Origin of the sequence: Bradyrhizobium sp. LB11.1 (assembly GCF_040549385.1) — a bacterium.
Lineage (GTDB): Bacteria > Pseudomonadota > Alphaproteobacteria > Rhizobiales > Xanthobacteraceae > Bradyrhizobium.
This window is the reverse complement of sequence record NZ_JBEPTH010000025.1, coordinates 1-22,775: the sequence shown is the minus strand read 5'-3', so window position 1 is coordinate 22,775 and position 22,775 is coordinate 1. Positions and strand designations below refer to the sequence as shown.

The following is a 22,775-nucleotide window of genomic DNA, read 5'->3' as shown; positions in this document are numbered from 1 at the left end:
CTGTCTGCCTTCTTTGACCGACTTCGGGACGTCATTGCCGGCCCTGCGAAGTCTTAAGGCCGAAGAAGACCCAGCCATTCCATTTCGTCCCGGTAATCTCGCGGGCCACCGAGGAGAGGGACTTATACGGGCGACCCAGATATTCGAAGTCGCTGTGCCGGACAGTCACGCAATGGTCAATGCCCTCCCATTCCCGAACCAACTTGGTCCCGGCGACTGGGTGCAGCATTGGCCGCGCTTTGCGGTCAGCCGGCTTTTGGTCAGCATATTGCCTAGCCATGGCCTTAAGCCGGTCAAGGGTGTCCCGGCTCAGGCCGCCGTAGGCCAGTTCCTGGATTCGATAGGCCAGCCGGTTCTCGAGGAAGCGGCGATTGTAGGCCGGGGGGCTCGGTATCGAATAATTCGCGCCAGCGGGCCTTCAGAGCGGCTGCGGACGCATTCTTCAGGGCCGCCAATTGCGATAAAACGGTCTCTCTCACGGTGTAAAATCCTCGCATTTGCGGTCGACATCACCCCCACACCCCACCTCACAGTCGAGCAGAGTTTTTGCAGTGTCGGGCAAAACAGGACTGGACTTCCGCGCCAAAACACGCAGGAAGCCGGACGATAGGATGATCGCGAGCTCGGTTAGGTTGTCATCGTGATTTGGAGTCATACGCCGTTACTCGGCGTAATCGTCCCACCTGATCCAATGATTTCATATGAAACGGTAGAGCCGCGTATCGCTTCGCAATGGGACGTAGTTGGTGCGACTGTGTTGTTGTGGAGTAGTGCCAGCTGCAATCTTCCGTTTCGTCTCGGATAGCGAAAAAATGTGCCGCTGATTCGCGGCAACGATGAGCACAGAAGGCGTGAGGCGGGATGCTATCAGAAGCGGTCAAACGCGCGCCGGATGATCTGGGCGGCCTACCCCTGGCGGAGGCCTTCCATAGGCATGTCATCCAGGATGACGAGATCGCCGAGATAGGCCGGCGAATCATGCAGGTACGGCCCGGCAATTCGCACGTGTTTCTAGAGGGGCAGTTTCCGGGGGCGTTTGTTAACTTTCACTGGCCCCTGCATATCTCCGCAGCGGATATCGCCTACGCGTTCGTAAGCTCGCCTGTTATGTTCCTGGATCGACCGCTGCCAACTCCATCTGAGCTGGAAACTGCTGCTTCAACATTAATCGCGGATCGTCTCGCTGCGCTTGTCAGTTACCTCGCACAGGGCCAGCTCATTGCAGTTGGTACCTTCAACGCCACGGGAGTTGAGGGGCCGATCGGGACTGGCCAGTGGAGGCGCGCGGACCTTGTCATAGACGTCAAAAATAGTGCGATTTGCGAGATGAAGGATCATCGCCCCGTTGCTCTCTGGACGGGTGTCTGCCTTCAACTTCCCGATCAGCATCCATCAAATGCGCAATTCGTTGTGTCCCGGCCAAATGCCGAAGAACCGACTAGGGCCCGAAAGCAGATCCAGACCAAAGAGAATTCCCGCCGTCGATGTGTAGACTGGCTCGGCGCCATGATGTCCGATCCGAGCGCCTCCCCATTGACCAACACTCAGCTATGGAGAGATGCAAAGTCGAAATGGCCAAAAACACTTAGCAAAAGAGAATTCGATAGATGCCGGGCAACTGTCCTTAGTACCTTGAGCGAGAAGCAGAGGTATTTTTGGGGCCGCCCAGGACCCAGGCGCAAGCAGTCGTAATTCTAATCACCGCACTTCGAAATCGCGTCAGCTATTTTCAGCTCGCAAACGTAGCCAGTCTTACTGCATCGAAACCAATGCAGTAGTGACATGACCCTCGCGAATCCCACCAAAGACCCAGACGCCCTGTTGAGGGAGCAGGAGGCGGCAGACCTGCTGTGCCTCTCCATTCGGACGCTTCAATCGTGGCGCATCCGATCGGCCGGCCCACCCTTTGTTCAAGTTGGTCGAGCCGTGCGGTATCGGCGCCGCGACCTCATCGCCTGGATTGATGCAAATACCTGTGGTCGCTCTTCGGAGTGCCGATCGTGAAGAATCGTCGTCTTGAGAACAGGCGTGATTGCTGGGCAGAAAACCCGCTCGAATATTCTGTTTATTTCGGTCGCGCGCGGCTTGGTCGCTTCGTTCGGTCGGGAGAGCGAGAATATCAGGCTTTCGATCAAGACGACCGGAGCCTGGGAATCTTTCGCAAGCGGAAGCAGGCTCTTCATTGCATCTACGCGGCAGTGGATGGATGCCGATGAGTTGGCAAGCTACAGCCTGGGCTATGCGCCAGAGGGTCAAGCCGCCTGCACGCAAGCTTCTGCTTCTCGTCTTAGCGACTTATGCCGATAAGCACGGTATCTGTTGGCCTTCTCAAGAGACGCTAGCCGACGACGCGGGTATGTCGCTCGATACGATCCAGCGACACACAAAAAAACTTAAACACGGAGGACTTCTGTCGATTACACGTCCGCCGAAGCGTCGCGGGCAATGGCAAACTTTCGTTTATCAGCTGAGCATGTCCACCCCTGAGGCCGGACCACAAAATGCATACCAATCGCAGAACGCGGACCGGCCGCTCCGCACGAAGCCGGGTGGGCAGGGAGGTAACCGTCCTGCGACCTCTGGCAACTTCGCAAAACATTATAGCGGTGAACGGCTGGCAGCATCAGGAAGCCTCATCGAAGCCGCAGATTGCCTCATCCAAACGATCAGGTCTTTCGACGCTGGACCGCGCGATGTTTCGGGCACTTGCCAGGCCGCGGCGAGGACGATTGATGTAGACAGTGGGCTTTCGGATTGCGGCATGGCCGCGCCGCATACAGAGCGCCAGCCGGGCCGCGCAGCTATGCGGCTTAAACCTTCAATAGAACCTTTAAGAGAACCGTCAGCCGCAACATCATCGAACGACGCCGGGGCAAGACTGCAGGCTTTTCGGGACAAGCAAGAGCCAACAGAGGCTATTCAGAACCGAATAGCTTGCAAGTTGGGGCCTGACGGTTGGGTGCTTCTGGGTGAACTCGACAACGCAGAGCTTGAGCGCCTCACGGCGTTGGAGCGCCGTCACCAACTTGACGACGAAACTTTAAGACTGACGAAGCTGCGCGCGCGCTCCGCGCGTTAGCAATGAAGGTCGCGGGGGCCGGCCAAAACTTGGAAGGTTACCTCGCGGACCGGTCCTCTAGTGACGGATTTTTTGCCGCAAAATTCCGCGGAATTATTTTTTGTGTGCGCGCGGTGCAGCCGAGCTTCGCGGGCCGCAACACGACAAGAAAATCATGAGCGGTACGTTCGAAAAAGCAGTCGCGAAATTCCCTAGGGGGGAGGGCTGCAGATCGGGACGAAATGGGGAATGACGAATGAATGAACAAGATGTGCCAGGTCTGGAATTGGGGACCGCTCTGCAAGTCGAATATTGGCCACTCGACCGATTGATCCCATATGCGCGCAACGCGAGGACGCACAGCGCCGGACAAATTGCTGAGATCGCCGGCAGCATTCGTGCGTTCGGTTTCTCAAATCCTATCCTGGTCAGCGAGGCCGGCGACATCATAGCCGGCCACGGTCGGCTGGCTGCGGCGCGCAAGCTAGGACTGACCGAGGCACCAGTGGTCGTTCTTCATGGTCTGACAGAAGTTAAGCGGCGGCAACTTGTGCTCGCCGACAATCGGATTGCCCTGAATGCCGGCTGGGATGCCGAAATGCTTAGCCTTGAGTTGGCTGATCTATCGGGGATGGGCGCCGATCTTTCGACCCTCGGCTTCAGCAGCAGGGAGTTGGCGAGAGCGCTTTCGCGAGTGGAAGGTGGTCTGACGGACGAGGACGAGATCCCCGAGGTAGCCGAAATCGCCGTGTCGCAGCCAGGCGATATCTGGCAATTGGGCGCCCATCGGATTGCATGTGGCGACAGCAGGGAAGCCAGCCTGGTGGAGTCGCTCTTCGGGGGCACTGCGCCCCAGTTGATGGTCACGGACCCGCCCTATGGTGTCGAATACGACCCGGAATGGCGGCACCGCCGAGGGGTCAACACCTCTGCGCGCAAGGGCAAGATCCGCAACGATGAAATCGCGGATTGGACCCCGACTTGGAACTTGTTCCCCGGCGAGATCGCCTACGTCTGGCACGGTGCACTCCGTTCGTCGATCGTCGCCGAAAGCCTCGCCAAGAGCGGCTTTACGGTCCGGGCGCAGATCATCTGGGCCAAGGAGCGTCTGGTGATGAGCCAGGGCGACTACCATTGGCAGCACGAGCCCTGTTGGTACGCGGTGCGAAAGAAGGGCTACTGGACCGGCGACCGCAAGCAGACCACGTTGTGGACGATCGGTAGCGGTGGGCAAGACGCTGAAACTCGGCACGCTACCCAAAAGCCGGTCGAGTGTATGCGAAGGCCTATGCTGAACAATTCCGGCCCTGGGCAGACCATCTACGAACCGTTTCTGGGTAGCGGGACCACGCTGATCGCAGCGCAATCGTGCGGACGAGTTTGTTTTGCACTCGAGATCGATCCGCTCTTCGTCGACCTTGCGATCCGTCGCTGGCAGACCTTTACGGGCGAGAAGGCGAAGCGTGCGAGCGACAGCGCCCTGTTTGACGCCCTCGCGGCAGAGGCGTCGTCAGTTGGAGAAAAGTCATGATGCGCGGCCGCCGCCCGAAGCCGACCAGGATCAAGGCGTTGACCGGCAATCCTGGCAAACGCCCTCTCAATCCCCATGAGCCAAGGCCCGAGCCCGCAATGCCGGATTGTCCCCCTCAGCTAAACCCTGTCGCCAAGCAAGAATGGATCCGTCTAACCGCGGAGCTGTCCAAGCTGAACTTAGTTACACACCTGGATCGCGGTGCGCTTGCCACCTATTGCGGGGCCTACGCGCTTTGGGCGGAAGCGATGGAGCAGATCCAGAAATATGGGACGATGGTGAAGTCGCCGACCGGCTATCCCATCCAGTCGCCGTATCTCTCGATTGCCAACAGGCAGGCAGAGCTCATGATGCGCATTGCGTCAGAGTTCGGCTTTACGCCGGCAAGCCGCAGCCGGATATCAGCGCCTCCACCTGATCAGCTGCCGCTGCTAGAGCTGGCGGCAGAGGAGTATGAGGAAGACGTTGTCGATGGCGGGGGTAGTCAAAACTCTAGGGATTGATGCCCCGGACCGGTCTCCCTGGTTCATGCGCAAAATCCAGGAATTAAATACTAAAAGCCGCTGGTCGAGCCGCTGATGTCGGGAGGGGTGGGGGGTAGTCAATTCCTCAGGGCCTCCCGCCCCGCGGACCGGCCCCACTCTCATTCAGGGATTTTTTTTCGTCGGCGGGTCTTTTGCAGCGAGGTCTCTCAGCCTGCAGCCCGGTTGAGTTTCGAGAGAGTGAGGAAAAGCGTTGTTGCATCGGGCACTTGAGAGTGCTTGGGAGAGGCCCTATTAGCAATCGCGAGTGTGAACGACCGCGATTCTTGGCATTTATTTTCTGTTGGGAGGTCGCCGACTGGCGCCCTGGAAAATGTCGCGTAATTCAGGGGGAGGGGGTGCCCATGCCAATGCTCGGTGACCATCATGAGCGAAGACCTATGAAAGCGATTGGGGTGCAATGAACTGCCCATTTTGTTCGGTCGATCCAGGTCGCATCGCATTCGCAACCGATCTAGTGATCGCCATTTGGGATGCGTTTCCGGTCAGCCCCGGTCATCTTCTAATTATTCCGCGAAGTCACGCGGCTGTCTGGTCAGAGCTCAGCCCCACTGAACAGGCTGCGATCTGGTCAGCTGTGGAACGGGGAAAGTCGATCGCTTCCGAAAGATTCCGACCCGATGGGTTCAATGTGGGGTTCAACGAAGGACAAGCGGGAGGCCAAACTGTCTTTCATTTCCATCTCCACATCATCCCGCGCTATTCCAACGACATAGCCGATCCTCGTGGCGGCATTCGGCACGTTCTGCCCCACAAGGCTAACTATCTTGCTGGTAGCGTGATTCAACAAAGTCCGATGGTCGGACCAAGGCTTGTTACGGGAGGCGCTGATCCTCTTTTGCCCCATCTTCTCTTAAACCTCGACAGGTCAACAGAGTGCGATATCGCCGTTGCGTTCCTACTCGACAGCGGCGCCCGTATGATTGGTGCGCACCTTCGGGACTTCTTGAGACGCGGAGGGCGAGCGCGAGTGTTGGTGGGGGATTACTTGGATGTCACTGAACCCACGGCCTTGCGACGACTTAATGACCTATCAGGAAATATCGATGTTCGCGTTTATGAAGCACGAGATCGCGGCTTTCATCTAAAGACCTATATATTTCACGCGCACGGCCAGGGCATTGCCTTTGTTGGGAGCTCGAATCTCTCGGGCCCTGCGCTAACCGATTCGATTGAGTGGAACTATAAGGTAGTCGCCCAAGATGAGCGGGCGGGCTTCTCGGAAATCATTGCGGGCTTTGAGAACATCTTCGCCGCAGACGCTACGGTTCACGCTGACGAAGCCTGGATTAGCGAGTACGAAAGTCGTCGTGTTCAACCAGACTGGCGTGCCGCTGAAGTCGCCGAAGAGGCGCCATTGCCGGCGGCAGTCCCTCACGCTCTCCAGCAAGCTGCGTTGGCCGCGCTGGTGGGAACCCGGCAGGAAGGCTTTTCGGCAGGCTTGGTCGTTTTGGCTACGGGCCTCGGCAAGACCTGGCTGTCCGCGTTCGACTCGGATCGGCCGGAGTTTCGCCGCGTTTTATTTGTCGCTCACCGCGAAGAAATCTTAAATCAAGCCATAGACAATTTCCGTCGTGTGCGACCGAAAGCGTCCATAGGACGTTTGGCTGCGGCTGAAAGGGAGGTTGATGCAGATCTGCTCTTTGCGTCAGTGCAGACTCTCAGCCGTACGCAGCATCTCAGCAGCTTTGACCCGTCCACCTTCGACTACATTATCATCGATGAATTTCACCATGCCGCCGCCGCGACCTATCGGCGGATCATCGACCACTTCCAGCCGAAATTCCTGCTTGGCCTGACGGCGACGCCAGAGCGAATGGATGGCGGCGATCTCCTCGCTCTCTGCCAGGAGAACCTCGTATTTGAGGCTTCCGTGCCAGATGGCGTCTCTGCAGATTTGCTTTGCCCGTTCCAATACTGGGGTGTTCCGGATTTGGTCGATTACACCAATATCCCTTGGCGTAACTCTCGCTTTGACCCGACCGAACTGACGGCGGCCGTCGCAACCGAAGCGCGGGCGGCAAATGCACTGGAGCAATTCCGAAAATATGACGCGAAGCGGTGCATCGCGTTCTGCTGCTCCCAGCGGCACGCAAATTTCATGGCAGAGTTCTTCAATGCGCACGGCGTGCGATCGGTTGCGGTTCATGCCGGTGATGAAAGTGCTCCAAGGACAACGTCGTTGCAGCAGCTCGCGAGTGGCGAACTTGAAGTCATTTTCTCCGTAGACATGTTCAATGAGGGGGTGGATGTTCCCAGTATCGATACGGTGTTGATGCTGCGACCAACCGAATCGACGGTTATTTGGATGCAGCAATTCGGCCGAGGCCTTCGTAAGGCCCCAGGCAAGCCGCATCTGAAAGTCATTGATTATATTGGCAATCACCGATCGTTTCTGATGAAATTGCGCTCTGTCGCGGCCCTTGCTGATCGAGAAGCAACCAGCATGGGTGCCTTGCGGGCTATTCTCGACGAGCTTATCAAGCAAAAACTCAATTTGCCTGAAGGTTGCTCCGTTACTTACGAACTCGAGACCGTCCAGATCTTGGAAGAGCTATTGAAGCCCTCGCGCGCCGAGACCGCGATTGAGGCGTTTTACAAGGACTTCCTCGAGCGACACGGCGTTCGTCCATCGGCGACCGAAGCGTTTCACGAAGGGATCAATCCGCGCAGCAATAGCGAACGGTCCTGGCTCGGCTTCGTTTTGCGTATGAACGGCTTATCCGAAGAAGAGGCCGCAGCCTTCACTGCCGCACGGGCATTTCTGGAAGCCATGGAAAAAACGGAGATCTCGCGGAGCTACAAGATTGTGCTTCTGCTTGCTCTCCTCTCCGCTGACGCGATACCTGGCGAGATTGGGATTGATCAGCTCGTTGAGCACGTTGCCGCCTTCGCTAATCGATACCATCGAGTTCGCGACGATTTCTCCGTCGATCCCAACGACTCGAAGGGGTTACGACGTCTGCTTCTCGAAAATCCGATCCGGGCGTTTGTGGAAGCAAGAGGGACCGATGAGATATCCTTTCTTCGGTTTGACGGCGATCGTCTGTCTACAACTTTCGAGATCGAGGAGGTCGATGCCTTCCGAGAGCTACTTCGTGAGGTACTAGACTGGCGGCTGGCACAATACCTCAGTCGACCCACGGCCGCTAATGCGACAGCCGATGTTGTTTGCCGAGTAGCTCGCTCCGGCGATCGCCCGATACTGTTCCTTCCTAGCTCCGCAATGAGCCTCGACCTCGATGTTGGCCCGGCTTCGGTCGAAATCGATGGTCAGGTCTATGAGGCGGTGATCGCGAAGATTGCGATCAATGTCCTCCGCCGAAACGAGCAGGGTGAAAATATTCTGCCTGAAGTTCTCCGCGGATGGTTTGGGGAAGACGCGGGCCTTCCCGGTCGCGGCGAACGCGTGAGATTGAAACGTGGTCTATCCGGCTTTGCCATGGAGCCGTTAAAAGTATCTGCCTCCCAGGGGGTGCAGGTTTGGGGACGCTATCTAAGGGAAGTCATACCACCCGCCTTTAACCTGACGTTCAGTCAAGCCATCTGGAATGCCGGCTTCGTCGCTCAAGATCCCGACATCTTTCTCTTGGTTACGTTGTCAAAAGACGACATGAATCAGGATCATCGATACGTCGATCACTTTGTGTCCGATCGCGAGTTCGCTTGGCAAAGTCAGAGGCGAACGACACAAGCGTCAAAGCATGGACAGCTACTACGGAATCATCAATCGCGTGGTCACAGGGTCCATCTATTCGTGCGGCCAACGAAGAAGACGGGCTCAAAGCCGACGCCCTTCGTTTATTGCGGCCAGGTCGACTTTCTCTCCTGGGAGGGTGAGGCGCCGATCTCAATCAGATGGCAGTTGCGAGAGCCGGTCCCGCCGACCCTGCACACGACGCTAAGCGTACCGCCGTAGGGCCGCTTGCTCGGCCACTGGCCAACTTCTTCCATAACATCTCATATCTGAAGATAAGGAAGAGTTCCAGGACACGCGCCGTCTGCAAGGAAACTGGGGCTTGGAAAGCGCGGCGCCGTGGAAACAGAATGCTCGCAGGGCCGTGTAACTATTTGCACGGCAGCTCACTCACCCAGCCTCTTACGCAGCCCCCTCTTGCTTCGACTAATGTGGGGTCTTTGAAGCGTCGATGTTGGTTGCGGTGGGGTGGCATTCAGCTAATAGTAGAAATGATTCTTAGGATGGGGGGACGGGATGATTGATGCAGGTCGTGGCTTCGAACATCTCGTTCTCGAGTTTTGTAAGAAGAATTGGCAGAACGTTCAGGAAAACCGAAGCTTTGATGGCCGAGAAGTCGACATCTTGGTTGATACCGGCTCCGAGCATTTGATCATTGAATGCACTATCGAGCGCTCAAAGAAGAAGGCCGAAAAAGACATCGGAAAGATTCGTGATCTAAGGCGTCCCATTTTTGGGGATGCGCTGGGCAAACCGATAAGAGGCTTCTTTATAACACCCACTGACCCATCACCGGACGTTCACCGCGTTGCTGAGCAAAATGGATCCTGGATCACGGCATGCTCTTTGCCTGCGTTCATCAATCAATATAATTGCAGCTCGACATATCTTATCGAGCGCTCAAAACGCCCATTTGGGAGCGTTCGCAATCCGACCGACGACAGTCTCGAGGTCTCTCGCAATCAGTTTGTGAGCGTTCCGCTGCGCATTGCAGGAACGGCGCAAGAGCTGTCGCTAGATCGTCTCACCGAGGACCTTGTTCAGAAGAAGCGCTCCAGGATTATAGTCACCGGCGATTTTGGCGTTGGGAAAAGCATGACCTTCCGAGAACTTTTCTTCCGCTTGCAAGAAAAGTTCAACAACGGCGAAATCACACGGTTTCCTCTCTACGTCAACCTGGCCGACTCCGCCCTTGATGATCACGACGATGCGGTAGATCTGATTGAGCGTCATGCCAAATGGGTTGGTCTCAGAAGTGAGCGCGATAAGCTCGTTCATGCCTGGACGTCGGACGGCTGCATCGTGATTTTGGATGGCTTCGACGAACTCATTCGGACGGGTTTCACGCGACTGACGACGTCTTCCAAGGACATTCGGTTTGCGTCGTCCCACATAATCCGTGCTTTCATTCAGGATTCGCCAGCCCAGACACCGATTTTCGTTTCTGGCCGCGAAAGCTATTTTGCAACCTTCGATGAGATGAAGGAGAGCCTCGGCGCTTCGCTGTTCTCCCACGTATCACTGCACGACCTAAACGAAACGGAAGTTAAGGCGTTATTTCGAAAGATCCTTCCGAAAGCGAAAGATCCAATTATCTTGGAATGGCTGCCCCAACGCCCGTTGTTGCTGTCCTATATTTATTTCCAACTGCGAGAGGAAGGGGGCGAGTTGGATGGCATTTTGTCTCCTCCTTCTCCGGGCGATGGGTGGAACAGCTTGCTCGATAAACTTTCGAAGCGAGAGACGAAGGTAGCGCGCGGCGCGGAGCCAGCGCAAATCAGACGTCTCGTAGAACGCGTCGCATTGCATGCTCGAACTAATATCGCTGATGTTGGGCGGGTGACTAGCCTCCACGTGGCGCAGGCTTTCAGGGAAGTATTTCAGATGGAGCCTGAACTGTCTGTTCAACAGGTATTAATGCGATTGCCAGGACTAACGGCGGGAAGATCCAATGAAGAGCGGAGCTTCATCGATCAAGCGTTCTTCGAGGCAGCTCAGGCTGGTTCGATCGTGGAGGCCGTGGGAGTTCTCTCAAGCCGGGACAAGCAGTACATAAGGTCCGAGCCAGTTCGTCCTCTGTTGGAATCTCTTCTGAACACAAGGTCAGCAATCTCTGATCTGACCGTAGATGTCGTTATCTCAGCCCTTAAGGCAACCAATCAGTTGGGCGCTCTTGGTGTTGCGCTGCTGGAGGTCTCAACCGACCATATGCTAAGTCGAGGAAATCTCCTCGCGGATCTGCTGTTGTGCGCGATGAGAGAGCCGGAGATTTGTTTAAGGAGCGATCTTCGCTCGGTGCGTCTTCGAAGCGCCCTGCTGCCCGCCATTGAGATTGAAGCAGCTGTGGCAAGCCGCCTGCGTCTCCTCTTTGAGGATTGCGTGATTGAGCAGTTAGACGTCTCCGCAGACTTCGCAGCGCTGAAGACAGTGCAGTTCAGTAATAGCCGAATCGGGCTTCTATATTGTTCCTCAGCTATGGCCGAGCATCTGGAAGGATTAGGAATCCGTAACGATAAAATCGCGACGCTAGAAATTGCTGATGGCACAAACGCAGATGTGCTTGAAATGTCAATTCCAGATCATTTCAAAGTGCTAAAGATTTGCCTTCGTAAGCTGTTTCGCCAGCCGGGATCGGGAAGAAAGCGCGCTGCATTCTTTCGCGGCATCGGAAGGCTTGCCCCAGGTCTTGTAGAGAATTGCCTCATAAATCTAGCCAAGCATAAAGTCACTTATACCAGTGGGCGAGAAAGGTCTGATGGTTCGATCGTCCATCCAAATAGGGCTCACACCAAGCGCGCCAACTTTCTCATTGATACTCTAGCAATTCCGGATGATGTGCTGCTGGAGTTTTAGAGAACGCCGTTGGGCGTCGCCCTATTTCCCCTAAAGGCAGGGTCGAAGAGCTCGCCTCACGGCGAGCATCGCGGGACGAGAAGTCGGTTGTAACGACGTCCACGGAGCGAACATTGGATCGGCAACATAGCGCGCCTATTCTTCTCACTGCGGAAGGGAACTCAGCGGTTCTTGAGCTTGTCCCGCAGCACGGATCCGCAGCAACTTTGCTCGAAGCACAAATACAGGAGTTAGTTCACGCTCACCCGTCGGCTCTGCCAGTCGCAGAAATTGACCCAATGTTTGCGGGGCCAATTAGCGTCTGCCGTGAGATGCAGCTTGGCAAGGCGGGCCGGGTCGACAATTTTCTGATCACTCCCACCGGCCTGCCGGTGCTTGTGGAGTGCAAACTGTGGCGCAATCCGGAAGCGCGGCGCGAGGTGATCGGCCAGATCCTCGACTATGCCAAGGTGCTTAGTCGATGGTCCTTTTCTGATCTCCAGCGAGAAGTCGGGAGCCGCACAGGCATGGGGCCGAACGCACTTCTCCAACTTGTCCGCAGAGTAGCCCCGAATACTGACGAGATCCAATTCACCGACGCTGTCACCGCAAACCTTCGCCGCGGTCGCTTTCTGCTACTAATCCTTGGTGATGGAGTGCGCGAGGATGTCGAGGCAATAGCAAGTTATCTGCAGATCCATGCCGGATTGCATTTCACCTTTGGTCTTGTGGAGTTTCCGATCTATCGGTTGCCTAGCGGAGATCATTTGGTCGCTCCCCGTGTCGTCGCCCGCACAACATCCATTTTGCGCAATGTCGTTGCGGCGCCCGAAGGCTTTGTTGTGCAGGATCTGAACGAAGTCGCAGCTGAGGATGACACAGAGATCGATCCAGACCGCGCTGCTTTGGTCGCTACACAGCAGGCATTCTGGAAAGAGTTTTTGGACTCTCATTTGCGGCTGGACGATCGGACGCAGGTCGTCCCGAAGCCTGCGCGTCAGGGCTACCTAGCCTTTATGTTGCCGGCTCCCCAAGGCAGTAGCTGGCTCACTGTCTACCGAGACTTTCACAAAGGAGAGGTCGGCGTTTTCCTCTCTGCCAGTCAGAACAGCCCCGGCGAGATCGCTATGAATGAAATCATTGCCAACTGGGACGAAGTCAAACCCGCTTTGAACGGCGCAGCCCGGCTGATCGACGACAAATATAATCGCAAGAGGATCATCGATTCCAAGACAGTAGGAAACTTGAACGACACTACCATTCGAAAGGCGGCCTTTGACTGGTTGGCGGAGCGCGTAAACACCTTTGTGAACGTCCTGCGTCCCAGAATCCGCGACGTGGTCGCGGATGAAGCGGGACACGCCGACTAGCGCTGCTTTAGCACGCTGCTGTTCTTGCGCTCCCAGTCATGCGGAGAAGGAGCTAGGCCTCTGGCCATCTTCTTCCATAACATTTGATGTGCGAACGCAGCCACTCAGCTGCCGCTGCACCAAGTCATCGCCCCTTCGGCCGGCGCCCTCCCGAGGCGAGGTCAGTCGGTTTGACGTACCCCCTCCGCCACGCGCCCAATCGGCAGATCACTGCTCGCGCGTTAACGATCTCTTAACCATGGCGGCCTAGCCTTTGGTTATCAGCGCACACTGTCCGGTTCGTTCCCAAGGAGGACAGCCGATGCCCATTGAGACGCTGACATATGTCGCACTTGCTGCCCGCCTGAAAATCTCGCCAGTGGCCGCTCGTTCGCCTGCCAAGCGGCGCCACTTGCCGCGCTCACTTTCGGATAATGGCAACGCATTGGTGTGCGTTGATCTCGCTGAAATGCCGCATACGCCACGGCGACCACGCAGTCGCCAGGCGGGAGACGCCCTGCCAACAAAGATCGTGATGTTGCAGGCGGAGATCGCGCGGCTCGAGGCGACAGCAGCCGCTCATCGGGCAGATTTCGAGCGCGAGCGCGCTGACCGCCTGATGGCAGAAGTGCTGCGGGCGACTGCTGAGGCTACGGCGGCCAAGGAGATGACGGCGCGGCTTGAAGGCTCTCTGCGGGCCGGTGTCCAAGCTAGTGGCGCGATCGAGAGCCACGGACAAGCCGCTTCCCGGCTGGGCGATCTAGTCGCGGACTTGGTGAAAGCAGATCGCAAGGCTTGCAGGTTCCCCAGCTTGCCGCCGCAATCGTGAGGCGGAAAATGACCAACATCACCGATATTCGCGAGCTGAAAGCGCGCATTATCGTATTCGGGGTCGGCGGCGGCGGCGGCAATGCCGTCAACAACATGATCGCGGCCGGGCTGCAGGGTGTCGACTTCGTCGTCGCCAATACCGACGCACAGGCGCTCACCATGTCGAAGGCCAAGCTCCTCATCCAAATGGGCACCCAGGTGACCAGGGGCCTGGGCGCCGGCTCGCAGCCCGATGTGGGGCGCGCCGCAGCCGAAGAGGCAATTGATGCAATCCGCGATCATTTGACCGGCGCACACATGGTGTTCGTTACCGCCGGCATGGGCGGCGGCACCGGCACCGGGGCAGCGCCTGTTATAGCCAAGACCGCGCGTGAGCTTGGCATTCTCACCATCGGTGTAGTGACCAAGCCATTCCAATTCGAGGGCCAGCGCCGCATGCGCTTTGCCGAAGCAGGCATCGAAGATCTGCTGAAGGCGGTGGACACCCTGCTGATCATCCCAAACCAGAACTTGTTTCGGGTGACCAACGAGAAAACCACATTCGCCGAAGCTTTCGGCCTAGCCGACCAAGTGCTCTATTCGGGTGTGGCCTGCATCAGCGACCTTATAGTCAAGGAGGGCCTGATTAATCTCGATTTTGCCGACGTTCTCTCCATCATGCGAGAGAAGGGCAAAGCCATGATGGGCAGGGGTGAGGCTTCTGGCGCGAAGCGTGTGCTCAAGGCCGCTGTGGCCGCGATTTCCAATCCATTGATCGAGGACCCCTCGATCAAGCGAGCCAGTGGCCTCATCATCTCCATCACCGGCGGCCACGACCTGACACTATTCGAGATCGACGAAGCGGCTAGCCGCATTCGCGAAGAGGCCGACCCGGACGCCAACATCATCGTCGGCGCCACTTTTGATGAAAGTCTGGAAGGGATAGTCCGCGTCTCGGTGGTAGCGACCGGAATCGATAATCTTGCCCCGGCGCGCCAGATGCAACCAACTGAAAGCTCACTCGCAGAACTCGCCGGCAGGCTAGGCAACGACAGTCGTCGCATCGCCGACTGCACTGAGCGTAAGGCACCGGAGCCGCCGCCATTGGAGAGCTCGCCGCTCCCACCGACGACGGCCCAACCGGCAAAGCCAATTTCGGAGTATGCGCGCCGTGTGGCTCCGCAAGCCCTCGATCCGTACGGCCGCTCCTCTACTGTGCGCAATTGAATCGAGGAAGACGTTCTCGACATCCCGGCCTTTCTACGCCGCAAGGCGAATTGAGACGTCTTAAGAACCAAAGTAACTCATTTCGAACGACCGTTGCTACGTCTGCCTTTAGGGCTTCGGGGCATTCTGGTCCTCGACCTTGGTAACGGAATATCCGGCTTTGCGAAGAGCAACCAGAACAGCCTTGGCGAGATGAATACTTTCTTCGTCGCTTTTCGTGACTTGGTCCCACGTCGTGCCGTGCCCAGAACCGGGATGATCAATGAAAGCGGTTTTGATGGCGCTCGTTATGACGATAAGGGCGTCTTCTGACATCTAGGTCTCCCGCTGCTTTCCGCCAAGCGTATCACGCTTTTGGCAGGTATGATGGCTCAACGGCACCCTGCGCGAGCATCGTCTCGTTCCAGCAGTCACAGCTTTTTCGGCGCGATCGAAAGGCGCGATCGGAAAGAGACGGCGACTACGGCAGTAGCACTGTCTTGAAGTCGCCTCGCGACCAGCCACGTTAGGTTGGTCGATGAGACGCGTAGGACTTATCGACATCACGGTAGGCAACGCGGCGCGCCTGGGCGCATCGCAACGTTCCACCACGCGACGCTGCGCGTCGCACCACATCGCTACGCAACGCGCGAGCTGCTGGGGACATCCCGGCGGCTCTCGCGCGTTTAGCGCGGACGGTCCGCATGACGCCGTACAGAGGGCTGCCGACGAGATTGAATTCGCTCTGCGTAAGGATGACGAATGCCGAAGGCGCGAGTTCTAGACGCGATCATCCAATACGCATGCAATGACCTTGTATGACCGCTCCTGGCACGAAACAGACCAACCGGATCGGTCTGACAATGTCCGTTCCTTGGGGTAGACCGGAATTGACCGCAGAGGGTTAAAACGGCGCATTTTGACCCTCTGTGGACTTTGCCTTAGGCCGCCTCGGATGCCGGCGCCGCTCGCATCTCGCGCCGTCTGCGTTTGGAACCGAAACATTTTCCAACCTGAATGATTTACTCCCGGGGCTTCGCAAGACGCGAGGCATTCATGAATCCTCTCTCGGCGAGCGACGTGTTCCTTACGGTCGCGATCATGAGCGTCACTTTCCTGACCGAGGTCGGGCTTTTCATTCTGATTGGAATGTTTTGAAAGGAGCGCGCGATCTGGGCAACGTGCAGCCGATGCGAGGTCTAGGACTCCGCAAGCTTGATGGTTGAGACCGGCCATCTTCCCCGGAAGTCAACGGCTGCGGCCAAACCGACGCTATTGACCGTGCGCCCCGAGGGCGCGAACTACCAGTGAGGGAGGGTCTCACCCGGATAATTGTCGATTGGTCCGGAAGCTGGCAGGCGGCTCGGTCGGGTAACTGGCTGGGTCGGAGCCCTGCGACAAAGGCGGCCTTGGGCTGCTGAGCGATCCGGTGGGCCGTAACAGAGTGAAGCCCGAGCAGGCCTCGAAAGTTCTAATGCGGATGCCGACCCTCCGGTCATTTGGGGAAGGCCGCACGTGTGGGGAAGCAATCGACACGCGCACCCACGCGATCCGCCGGGGTAGTGGGTACGGCACGTCGGTAGGGTAGTTCGTAGTTACAGGGGGAGACCCGTCGCGGACGAGGGTAGCGGCCTCAGCATCGCATCAGGCGGTGGTCACGGCGGGAGTCGGACGGGGCAATAGGAGCGTTGATGCCGGGTAATGCCGGCGGAGCAAAGGGCCCCGACTTCTGGTGCGCTTTTGAAGATGGTGAGGTGAAGGTGATTGGTGATGAGCCTGACAACGCCTGATAAGATCCGGAGCCTTCAGAGAAAGCTCTACTGCAAAGCGAAGGCGGAGCCCACCTTCCGCTTCTATCTGCTCTACGACAAGATCTGTCGCGAGGACATCCTAGACCACGCCTATCGGCTCGCGCGCGTCAATGCGGGTGCGCCGGGTGTGGATGGGACGACGTTTGCTCAGATCGAGGAGCAGGGCGTGGAAGCATGGTTGGCGGGCTTGCGCGCGGAACTGGTCTCGAAGACGTACCGACCTGATCCGGTGCGGCGGGTGATGATCCCCAAAGCGAATGGTGGCGAGCGTCCGCTCGGCATTCCGACCATTCGTGATCGTGTGATTCAGACTGCCGCCAAGATGGTGATCGAGCCGGTCTTCGAGGCTGACTTCGAGGACAATGCCTACGGCTACCGGCCCGCTCGCGGGGCGGTGGACGCGGTCAAGGAAGTGCACCGGCATTTATGCCGGGGCTATGCTGACGTAGTTGATGCCGATTTGTCCAAGTACTTCGATACGATCCCGCATTCCGAGCTGGTAAAGTCAGTAGCCCGGCGTGTGGTGGATCGAAACGTCCTGCGCCTCATCAAGATGTGGCTGAGGGCGCCGATCGAGGAACGGGACGCCGACGAGACCCGGCGCATGAGTGGTGGCAAGCGAAACACGCGCGGCACGCCGCAAGGCGGCGTCGCAAGTCCATTGCTGGCCAACATCTACATGAATCGGTTCCTGAAGCATTGGCGTTTGACTGAAAGCGGCGACACGTTCCGCGCTCACGTCGTCTCCTATGCCGACGACTTCGTTATCCTCAGCCGCGGTCGCGCGGCGGAGGCATTGGCGTGGACGAAGGCGGTGATGACCAAGCTCGGGTTGACGATCAACGAGGCGAAAACTTCGTTGAGAAACTCCCGACAGGAACGCTTCGACTTCCTCGGCTACTCGTTCGGCGCGCATCGGTTTGAGGCGAACGGGAATTGGTATCTGGGTGCGAGCCCGTCCAAGAAGAGTGTGCAACGGCTCAAGACAAAGATCGGCGATCTACTGGTGCCGAGCAATATCGATCCATGGCCGGAAGTATGTGACAAGCTGAACAGGTCTCTGCGAGGCTGGTCCAACTACTTTGGCTACGGCTCGCGGAGCAAGGCATACCGTAGCGTCGATCAATACGTCTCTGAACGTCTGCGCAGGTTCCTCGCGCGAAGACACAAAGTGCAAGGGCGCGGCAATCGCCGATTCACGTTCGATGTCATTCATCGAGAACTCGGCGTTCTGTGCCTTCAACGCCTGCCCAAAGCGGTCCCGTCGCGTGCATTGCGGTGAAGCCGGTCGGAAAGCCGGATGCCGGAAATCGGCTCGTCCGGTTTGATGAGCGGGGATGGGAAACGGGGCGTTGGCCATAGGCCCCAAGCTACCGCGCCCATCCTCGACTCTACCACGCCGACTTAAGAGTCTGGGAGAGCAGCAAGCGCCCGACCGCACTTCCGCTGTTGGCCCATCAGCGAAGTGGCAAGCGAGCCTGAGCACGTCTGATCATCGGAGTAGACCGGAAGTGAACGGCGGCGTGCCAGAGCGACGCTTTTGACCCATTGCGGACATCGACCGATCGTTACAAATTGAGCATTCCACGCCGCGAAAGGTTGATATATTAGCATTATGCAACCAGGTGAACCTCTGGCATTTCGATTCAGGTAATGAGTTTGCAAATCAATCTCGGGGAGGCGGGGACCTTAATCCTCGATGAACAGTCCACCCAAATTGTTATTGTCAGCGCGGCCGGCATCGTCGTTCTGTTGATCTTGATCCTCACGCGAATGCAGCGGACGAAAGCTCGTCTATTGCTAATCGCTCTCGTGATAACCGCGGTGCCTATCTTGGCGGTGTGTATTCCTGCCTCCTGGTACGTCGTCAGATCGATGCTTATCCCCGCCAAAGCTGCGGAGATCGAGCTTCCTGATTTGAAATCCACGCTAAGACTTGAGTTTTACTTGCACTGGAGCACCGACTCGGGGCGCTACCTCGTCGTGAGAAACTCTGCAGGTGTGGTCAGACATCACCTGGCTGCCTTTGATTGGACGCACTGGCCCAGAACCAGCGTCTATCTCGTCAATGACGGACGGGTCGCCGTTTTGGGCCCAACCTATGACGATTACATCGTTGATCCAAAGAGGCGCTCCATTGAGCCTCTATGGAACGGAACACCTTCCGATACCTGGACCTATTTCGGCGCGTTTGATTTCAGGAACGAGAAGCTCGTCTTCGTTCCTGCATCAGAGCAGCGCGAGTGCACGGCGACACGGGGCATAACTGATCCATCGGCCGCTAGGCCCGAAGGGCGTAGTGATCGATGCGATCAGGAGGCACTCAAATATTGAGATGCTTGCAATAGCAGGACCTTATTCTCCGCACATGGCCCAACGCTGACGTCAGATTTACAACTTTGTTTGTCCGCTGAGTGCACCGGAGCGGACCTCGCATGAATCATTCCATAACATCGGATGTGCGAAACGCAGCCCATGGTGCAAAGTGAATCCATAGATTGTGCCGTTGGGAAAGTTCTAATCACCCTCCAAAAGAGGAGGGAAAGCGACTTGCGTTCGAGAGGACTCCTTTCGACAAGAAAAGTTCACTCCAGGATGCAGTCGGGTCTCATAGCCGCTCGTGCGCACTTCTAACCACCGAAATACGAATATGTCGTTTCTCAGTGGTAGAGAGACTAAACCGAGAAATCCGTCCTGGACGCTTCTTTCGCCTCCTGAGCTTAGGGAGTGGTGGCCGGCTGACAGAAATCCAATGCTGAGCTTAGTCGAAGGCGCTCCGATTACACCACACATGTCGGCCTCTTTCAAACGCCGGAATAGATTATGGTCATGCCCCGGCCGGGGCTGCCGGTAGCAACGCCTACTTTCCGAAAACCGGCGCGGTGAAAAATGATCCGAAATGATCAAGGGGCTCCGCCTTAGCCAGGCAAAGCCTCTAATTATCGAACGGCGATAAGGCTGACGGCGTTCAGGGGCGAGCGGCAGCGCTTCTCCAGCGTTGCAATGGACGTCGGGGCGGACGAGCGCATCCATGGGCACGCGCCGGCCAAAGAGGCACGCGCCTTCGGCGATCTTTGGCCCCAGACAGCGCAGCGCGAAATCCAGAAAATGCCGCGCTACGTCGGGATACCAGGCGATGTTCGTTAGAAAACGCGGCCGCGAAGTCGGTAGCTTTGTGCATTTTTTGTCGGTGTGCCCGGTCGTTGAAAAGTCGGCAGACGGCGCTGGCGACGCGCCGCGGCCTCGCATAGCGGCATTAGCGGTCTATGACAGCACAATCAGCCATAGACAAACCGGAGAATAAAGCGTTCAATCCATAGTTGCTTAATTTCCTAATGCTCGATTCTTCGGTAGTCATTACTCGGCGCGACATATTTTTATTGTGGTGAGCGCGATGGGAAACTCGAATCGGGGTGGTTCGGGATTCGAACTGGATTTGCTGCGCCTAATTGCCCGGGCCGCGAAGGGCACGGCGAGCGGGATGCCGCCGGGCATCGTTCGCTTCACACTTGAACTGCCACATGGCCTGGAATTCGATGACCTGCGATCCCGGCTTATCACATTGCTGGGCGTCGAAACTTTCACACTGGAGCCGCTTGCCGCAACGGCGCCGGAGTTTGTTGTTCTCCAATTTCCTGGAGTCCGCCGGGCCATTGCGCCGCCTCGGCTCTTTGCCGTCTCTGCCTATCTGGCCGACGAACTCGGTCTTGTCTCTTGTGTGCCGGACATCGGATCGACGCTGTACGCCGAGCCAGACGCGCGGTTGTTACGTGATGACGTGCCGGAATCCGTCATCACGAACGCGTTCTGCTGGTCCGACGCGGCAGTACCGACCGACACGCGCTGGGCCTTGAACAAGATTGGGGCCGTCGAGGCGTGGTCACTTCCCAATGGTCGCGGCGAAGGCGTGATTATCGCGCAACCCGATACGGGTGTCTCACAACACGCCGAATTGGAAGCAGGCTCGCTTGCATTGGAAAAGGCCGCCAACATTCTCGAAGGCGGGAGCATTCCGACCGATCCGCTGCGCGAGGGCACCGCAAACCCGGGGCATGGCACGGCGACGTCCAGCACCGCTGTCAGCCGCGAGCAGGGATCGATGACAGGTTCTGCACCGCTGGCACAAGTCGTGCCGATCCGCTGCATCGAGGATGTCAAAATATTCGATGGCGCGCCTGTCGCGCGGGCAATCCTTCACGCCGTCTCGATCAACGCCGACGTTATCTCGATGAGTCTCGGCGGCATTTACAGCCCGCCGATTGCCGCCGCCGTGAAGAAGGCCGTTGCGGCCGACTGCATCGTGGTGGCGGCGTCGGGCAATTGCGTAGGCTTCGTGGTCTATCCTGCTTCCGACCGTAACGTGATCTCGCTCGGCGGGACCGATATTGGCGATAAACCCTGGAAAGGCACCAGTCGGGGCTCGCGCGTCGATATCTCTGCGCCAGCGGAGAATGTCTTCGTGGCGCGAAGAACGCCTGGCGACGATGGAAACGGAATAGTTGCGGGTGGGCAGGGCACATCGTTTGCGACCGCGCTGACCGCCGGCGTCGCCGCGACCTGGATCTCGCATTTTGGTCGCGACAACATACGGGCGGAAGCCAGAAAGCGTGCCATCAGCGTTCAGGAGCTTTTCCGCGCAGCGCTCAAGAATACCGTGCGAACGCCAGATGGATGGCAAGCGCGTCTCAATGGTGCCGGGATCGTTGATGCCCATGCACTGCTTCGGCTCCCCTTGTTAGACATCCAGCTTTCGCCTGGCGCAGTCGAAATGGCTGCTCCGTCAGTTCTGGATAAAGGCGATCGAGACATCGAGGAAATTTTCAAACTCGCCGAAACTCGTCTAAATCAGGATGGCTTCGACTGGGCGCGCTTTGGTGCCGAGGCGTCTTTCCTTGCCGCCGATGAGCGCCGCAGGACCGATCCCAAGAAGGCGGGATTGGTTGAGTCCCGCCTTCGGCCAAAGCCTTCCCGCGCCGTCGCCGCCTCCGCGCCGCCTGTACTGAACCGCGTGCTCCTGCGGGCTCGCTCCGGCCCGGAACTGGTTCGCCCCCTCGAACTTCCTCTGTCCGTCGCTCGGAACAGACTGAAATTGCTTGGCAAGCGACCCGGCGAACACGAAGCCTCTGTCGAATCCGCACAGGCATACCTGACGGAGGGGGGCCGAACTGAGATCCTGCGCCACGTCGAGAGTACATTGAACTCGCTCGATGCAAAGCTGGGGGTGTCGCCGGAAAGTACGGAAGCGCGGCGGAATCTCATCGACCGCGCCGACCAGATTTTGTCGGACCTCGCAGATAACGGCGGCTCCGGAATTCGTGGCAACGTTGATATCGCCAATCTCGAGGCCCTCGTCATGATGAAAGGGCGACCGGCAATCAAGATCACCGAGGGTGTGTTCGATCAGGACTCGCTGAAAGGCAGCGACTGGGCAGGCCCGTTCGCCATTGCTCCAGACGACTTAAAGAAGATGGCGGGCCAGGTCGGTCGGGTCGACATCGATGGCGACCATGTCGGGACGGGCTTCGTCGTCGGTGACGGTTTGATCATGACCAATCGCCACGTCGCCGAGGCCATCGCGGACCAAGTCGGAAGCAAATGGATTTTGCAGGACGACGTCACGATCAACTTCGATGATCGCGGCGAGGGCGATGAGAAGCGGTTCAAGATCAGGTCGCTCGTCTACGCGGGTGCGGATCCGATTTCTGATGCCGTCAACTTTGCACATCTTGACCTCGCAATCTTTGAGGTCGAGACCTCAAATGCAGCGAAAGCCAAATTTCCGTCTCGGATGCTTTTGTCGAAGAGCACAAAGAAGCCGACGACCAAGGATGTGATTGTCGTGGGGAGAGCTGGTCCCGGTTGTCTGAACAGAATCTCCGCGCGGATAAGTGGAGCGTCTGCCGGGGTTAGGCCGCCATGCGGATTGGCAGCGGGTTGGA

The 22,775-nt window shown here is 57.6% G+C and carries 15 protein-coding genes; 13 read left to right on the top strand and 2 right to left on the bottom strand.

Annotation, left to right across the window (positions count from 1 at the left end):
* Positions 1–31: 31 nt before the first annotated feature.
* On the bottom strand, positions 32–328 hold the full coding sequence (locus ABIA96_RS34540) for a DUF2924 domain-containing protein (RefSeq protein ID WP_354141401.1): 297 nt from the start codon (positions 326–328) through the stop codon (positions 32–34).
* A gap of 533 nt (positions 329–861) precedes the next feature.
* Between ABIA96_RS34540 and ABIA96_RS34535 the strand changes: the two genes are divergently transcribed.
* The 10 genes from ABIA96_RS34535 to ftsZ all read left to right on the top strand — a co-directional run bounded on the left by ABIA96_RS34535 (position 862) and on the right by ftsZ (position 15,046).
* The gene (locus ABIA96_RS34535; protein WP_354141382.1) at positions 862–1,692 is read left to right on the top strand and encodes a hypothetical protein; all 831 of its coding nucleotides are present in this window, start codon (positions 862–864) and stop codon (positions 1,690–1,692) included.
* A 90-nt stretch (positions 1,693–1,782) separates the two neighbouring features.
* Entirely contained in the window at positions 1,783–2,004 is a 222-nt protein-coding gene (locus ABIA96_RS34530; protein ID WP_247338414.1) for a helix-turn-helix transcriptional regulator, read from the top strand.
* A gap of 202 nt (positions 2,005–2,206) precedes the next feature.
* Positions 2,207–3,079 carry a helix-turn-helix domain-containing protein gene (locus ABIA96_RS34525; RefSeq protein ID WP_354141381.1) on the top strand — a complete coding sequence of 291 codons (873 nt, stop codon included), beginning with the start codon at positions 2,207–2,209 and terminating at the stop codon, positions 3,077–3,079.
* Positions 3,080–3,314: 235 nt separating this feature from the next.
* Entirely contained in the window at positions 3,315–4,589 is a 1,275-nt protein-coding gene (locus ABIA96_RS34520) for a site-specific DNA-methyltransferase (RefSeq protein WP_354141380.1), read from the top strand.
* Positions 4,586–5,092 carry a phage terminase small subunit P27 family gene (locus ABIA96_RS34515; protein ID WP_354141379.1) on the top strand — a complete coding sequence of 169 codons (507 nt, stop codon included), beginning with the start codon at positions 4,586–4,588 and terminating at the stop codon, positions 5,090–5,092. Before ABIA96_RS34520 ends, ABIA96_RS34515 begins: the two co-directional genes overlap by 4 nt.
* 439 nt (positions 5,093–5,531) lie before the next feature.
* The gene (locus ABIA96_RS34510; RefSeq protein ID WP_354141378.1) at positions 5,532–9,050 is read left to right on the top strand and encodes a DUF3427 domain-containing protein; all 3,519 of its coding nucleotides are present in this window, start codon (positions 5,532–5,534) and stop codon (positions 9,048–9,050) included.
* 294 nt (positions 9,051–9,344) lie between these two features.
* A complete protein-coding gene (locus ABIA96_RS34505) occupies positions 9,345–11,681 on the top strand; it encodes an NACHT domain-containing protein (protein WP_354141377.1) in 2,337 nt (778 codons plus the stop codon).
* Between the two features lie 113 nt (positions 11,682–11,794).
* Positions 11,795–13,030, top strand: coding sequence for a hypothetical protein (locus ABIA96_RS34500; protein WP_354141376.1), 1,236 nt, complete (start codon positions 11,795–11,797; stop codon positions 13,028–13,030).
* 301 nt (positions 13,031–13,331) lie between these two features.
* Complete coding sequence (locus tag ABIA96_RS34495) at positions 13,332–13,838, top strand: hypothetical protein (RefSeq protein WP_354141375.1); 507 nt, start codon at positions 13,332–13,334, stop codon at positions 13,836–13,838.
* 8 nt (positions 13,839–13,846) lie between these two features.
* Positions 13,847–15,046: a cell division protein FtsZ gene (gene ftsZ / locus ABIA96_RS34490; protein WP_354141374.1), complete on the top strand. Its 1,200-nt coding sequence runs from the start codon at positions 13,847–13,849 to the stop codon at positions 15,044–15,046.
* A gap of 108 nt (positions 15,047–15,154) precedes the next feature.
* Here the strand turns inward: ftsZ and ABIA96_RS34485 are convergent, their stop codons facing one another.
* Complete coding sequence (locus ABIA96_RS34485) at positions 15,155–15,361, bottom strand: hypothetical protein (RefSeq protein ID WP_354141373.1); 207 nt, start codon at positions 15,359–15,361, stop codon at positions 15,155–15,157.
* Between the two features lie 1,434 nt (positions 15,362–16,795).
* Here ABIA96_RS34485 and ltrA point away from each other — a divergent pair.
* The 3 genes from ltrA to ABIA96_RS34470 form a co-directional block, all read left to right on the top strand.
* Positions 16,796–18,118, top strand: a complete 1,323-nt coding sequence (gene ltrA, locus ABIA96_RS34480) for a group II intron reverse transcriptase/maturase (RefSeq protein WP_354141372.1) — start codon at positions 16,796–16,798, stop codon at positions 18,116–18,118.
* A 371-nt stretch (positions 18,119–18,489) separates the two neighbouring features.
* Positions 18,490–19,170 carry a hypothetical protein gene (locus ABIA96_RS34475; protein WP_354141371.1) on the top strand — a complete coding sequence of 227 codons (681 nt, stop codon included), beginning with the start codon at positions 18,490–18,492 and terminating at the stop codon, positions 19,168–19,170.
* 1,060 nt (positions 19,171–20,230) lie between these two features.
* A partial coding sequence (locus ABIA96_RS34470) for a S8 family serine peptidase (protein ID WP_354141370.1) occupies positions 20,231–22,775 on the top strand: 2,545 nt, incomplete at its 3' end.

Bases quoted from the DNA above. Each gene is read 5' to 3' on its own strand.
- ABIA96_RS34525 (WP_354141381.1), top strand. From the start codon at position 2,207: ATGCCGATGAGTTGGCAAGCTACAGCCTGGGCTATGCGCCAGAGGGTC.
- ABIA96_RS34505 (WP_354141377.1), top strand. From the start codon at position 9,345: ATGATTGATGCAGGTCGTGGCTTCGAACATCTCGTTCTCGAGTTTTGT.
- ABIA96_RS34535 (WP_354141382.1), top strand. From the start codon at position 862: ATGCTATCAGAAGCGGTCAAACGCGCGCCGGATGATCTGGGCGGCCTA.
- ABIA96_RS34475 (WP_354141371.1), top strand. From the start codon at position 18,490: ATGAGTTTGCAAATCAATCTCGGGGAGGCGGGGACCTTAATCCTCGAT.
- ABIA96_RS34515 (WP_354141379.1), top strand. From the start codon at position 4,586: ATGATGCGCGGCCGCCGCCCGAAGCCGACCAGGATCAAGGCGTTGACC.
- ftsZ (WP_354141374.1), top strand. From the start codon at position 13,847: ATGACCAACATCACCGATATTCGCGAGCTGAAAGCGCGCATTATCGTA.
- ABIA96_RS34530 (WP_247338414.1), top strand. From the start codon at position 1,783: ATGACCCTCGCGAATCCCACCAAAGACCCAGACGCCCTGTTGAGGGAG.
- ABIA96_RS34510 (WP_354141378.1), top strand. From the start codon at position 5,532: ATGAACTGCCCATTTTGTTCGGTCGATCCAGGTCGCATCGCATTCGCA.
- ltrA (WP_354141372.1), top strand. From the start codon at position 16,796: ATGAGCCTGACAACGCCTGATAAGATCCGGAGCCTTCAGAGAAAGCTC.
- ABIA96_RS34520 (WP_354141380.1), top strand. From the start codon at position 3,315: ATGAATGAACAAGATGTGCCAGGTCTGGAATTGGGGACCGCTCTGCAA.
- ABIA96_RS34495 (WP_354141375.1), top strand. From the start codon at position 13,332: ATGCCCATTGAGACGCTGACATATGTCGCACTTGCTGCCCGCCTGAAA.
- ABIA96_RS34485 (WP_354141373.1), bottom strand. From the start codon at position 15,361: ATGTCAGAAGACGCCCTTATCGTCATAACGAGCGCCATCAAAACCGCT.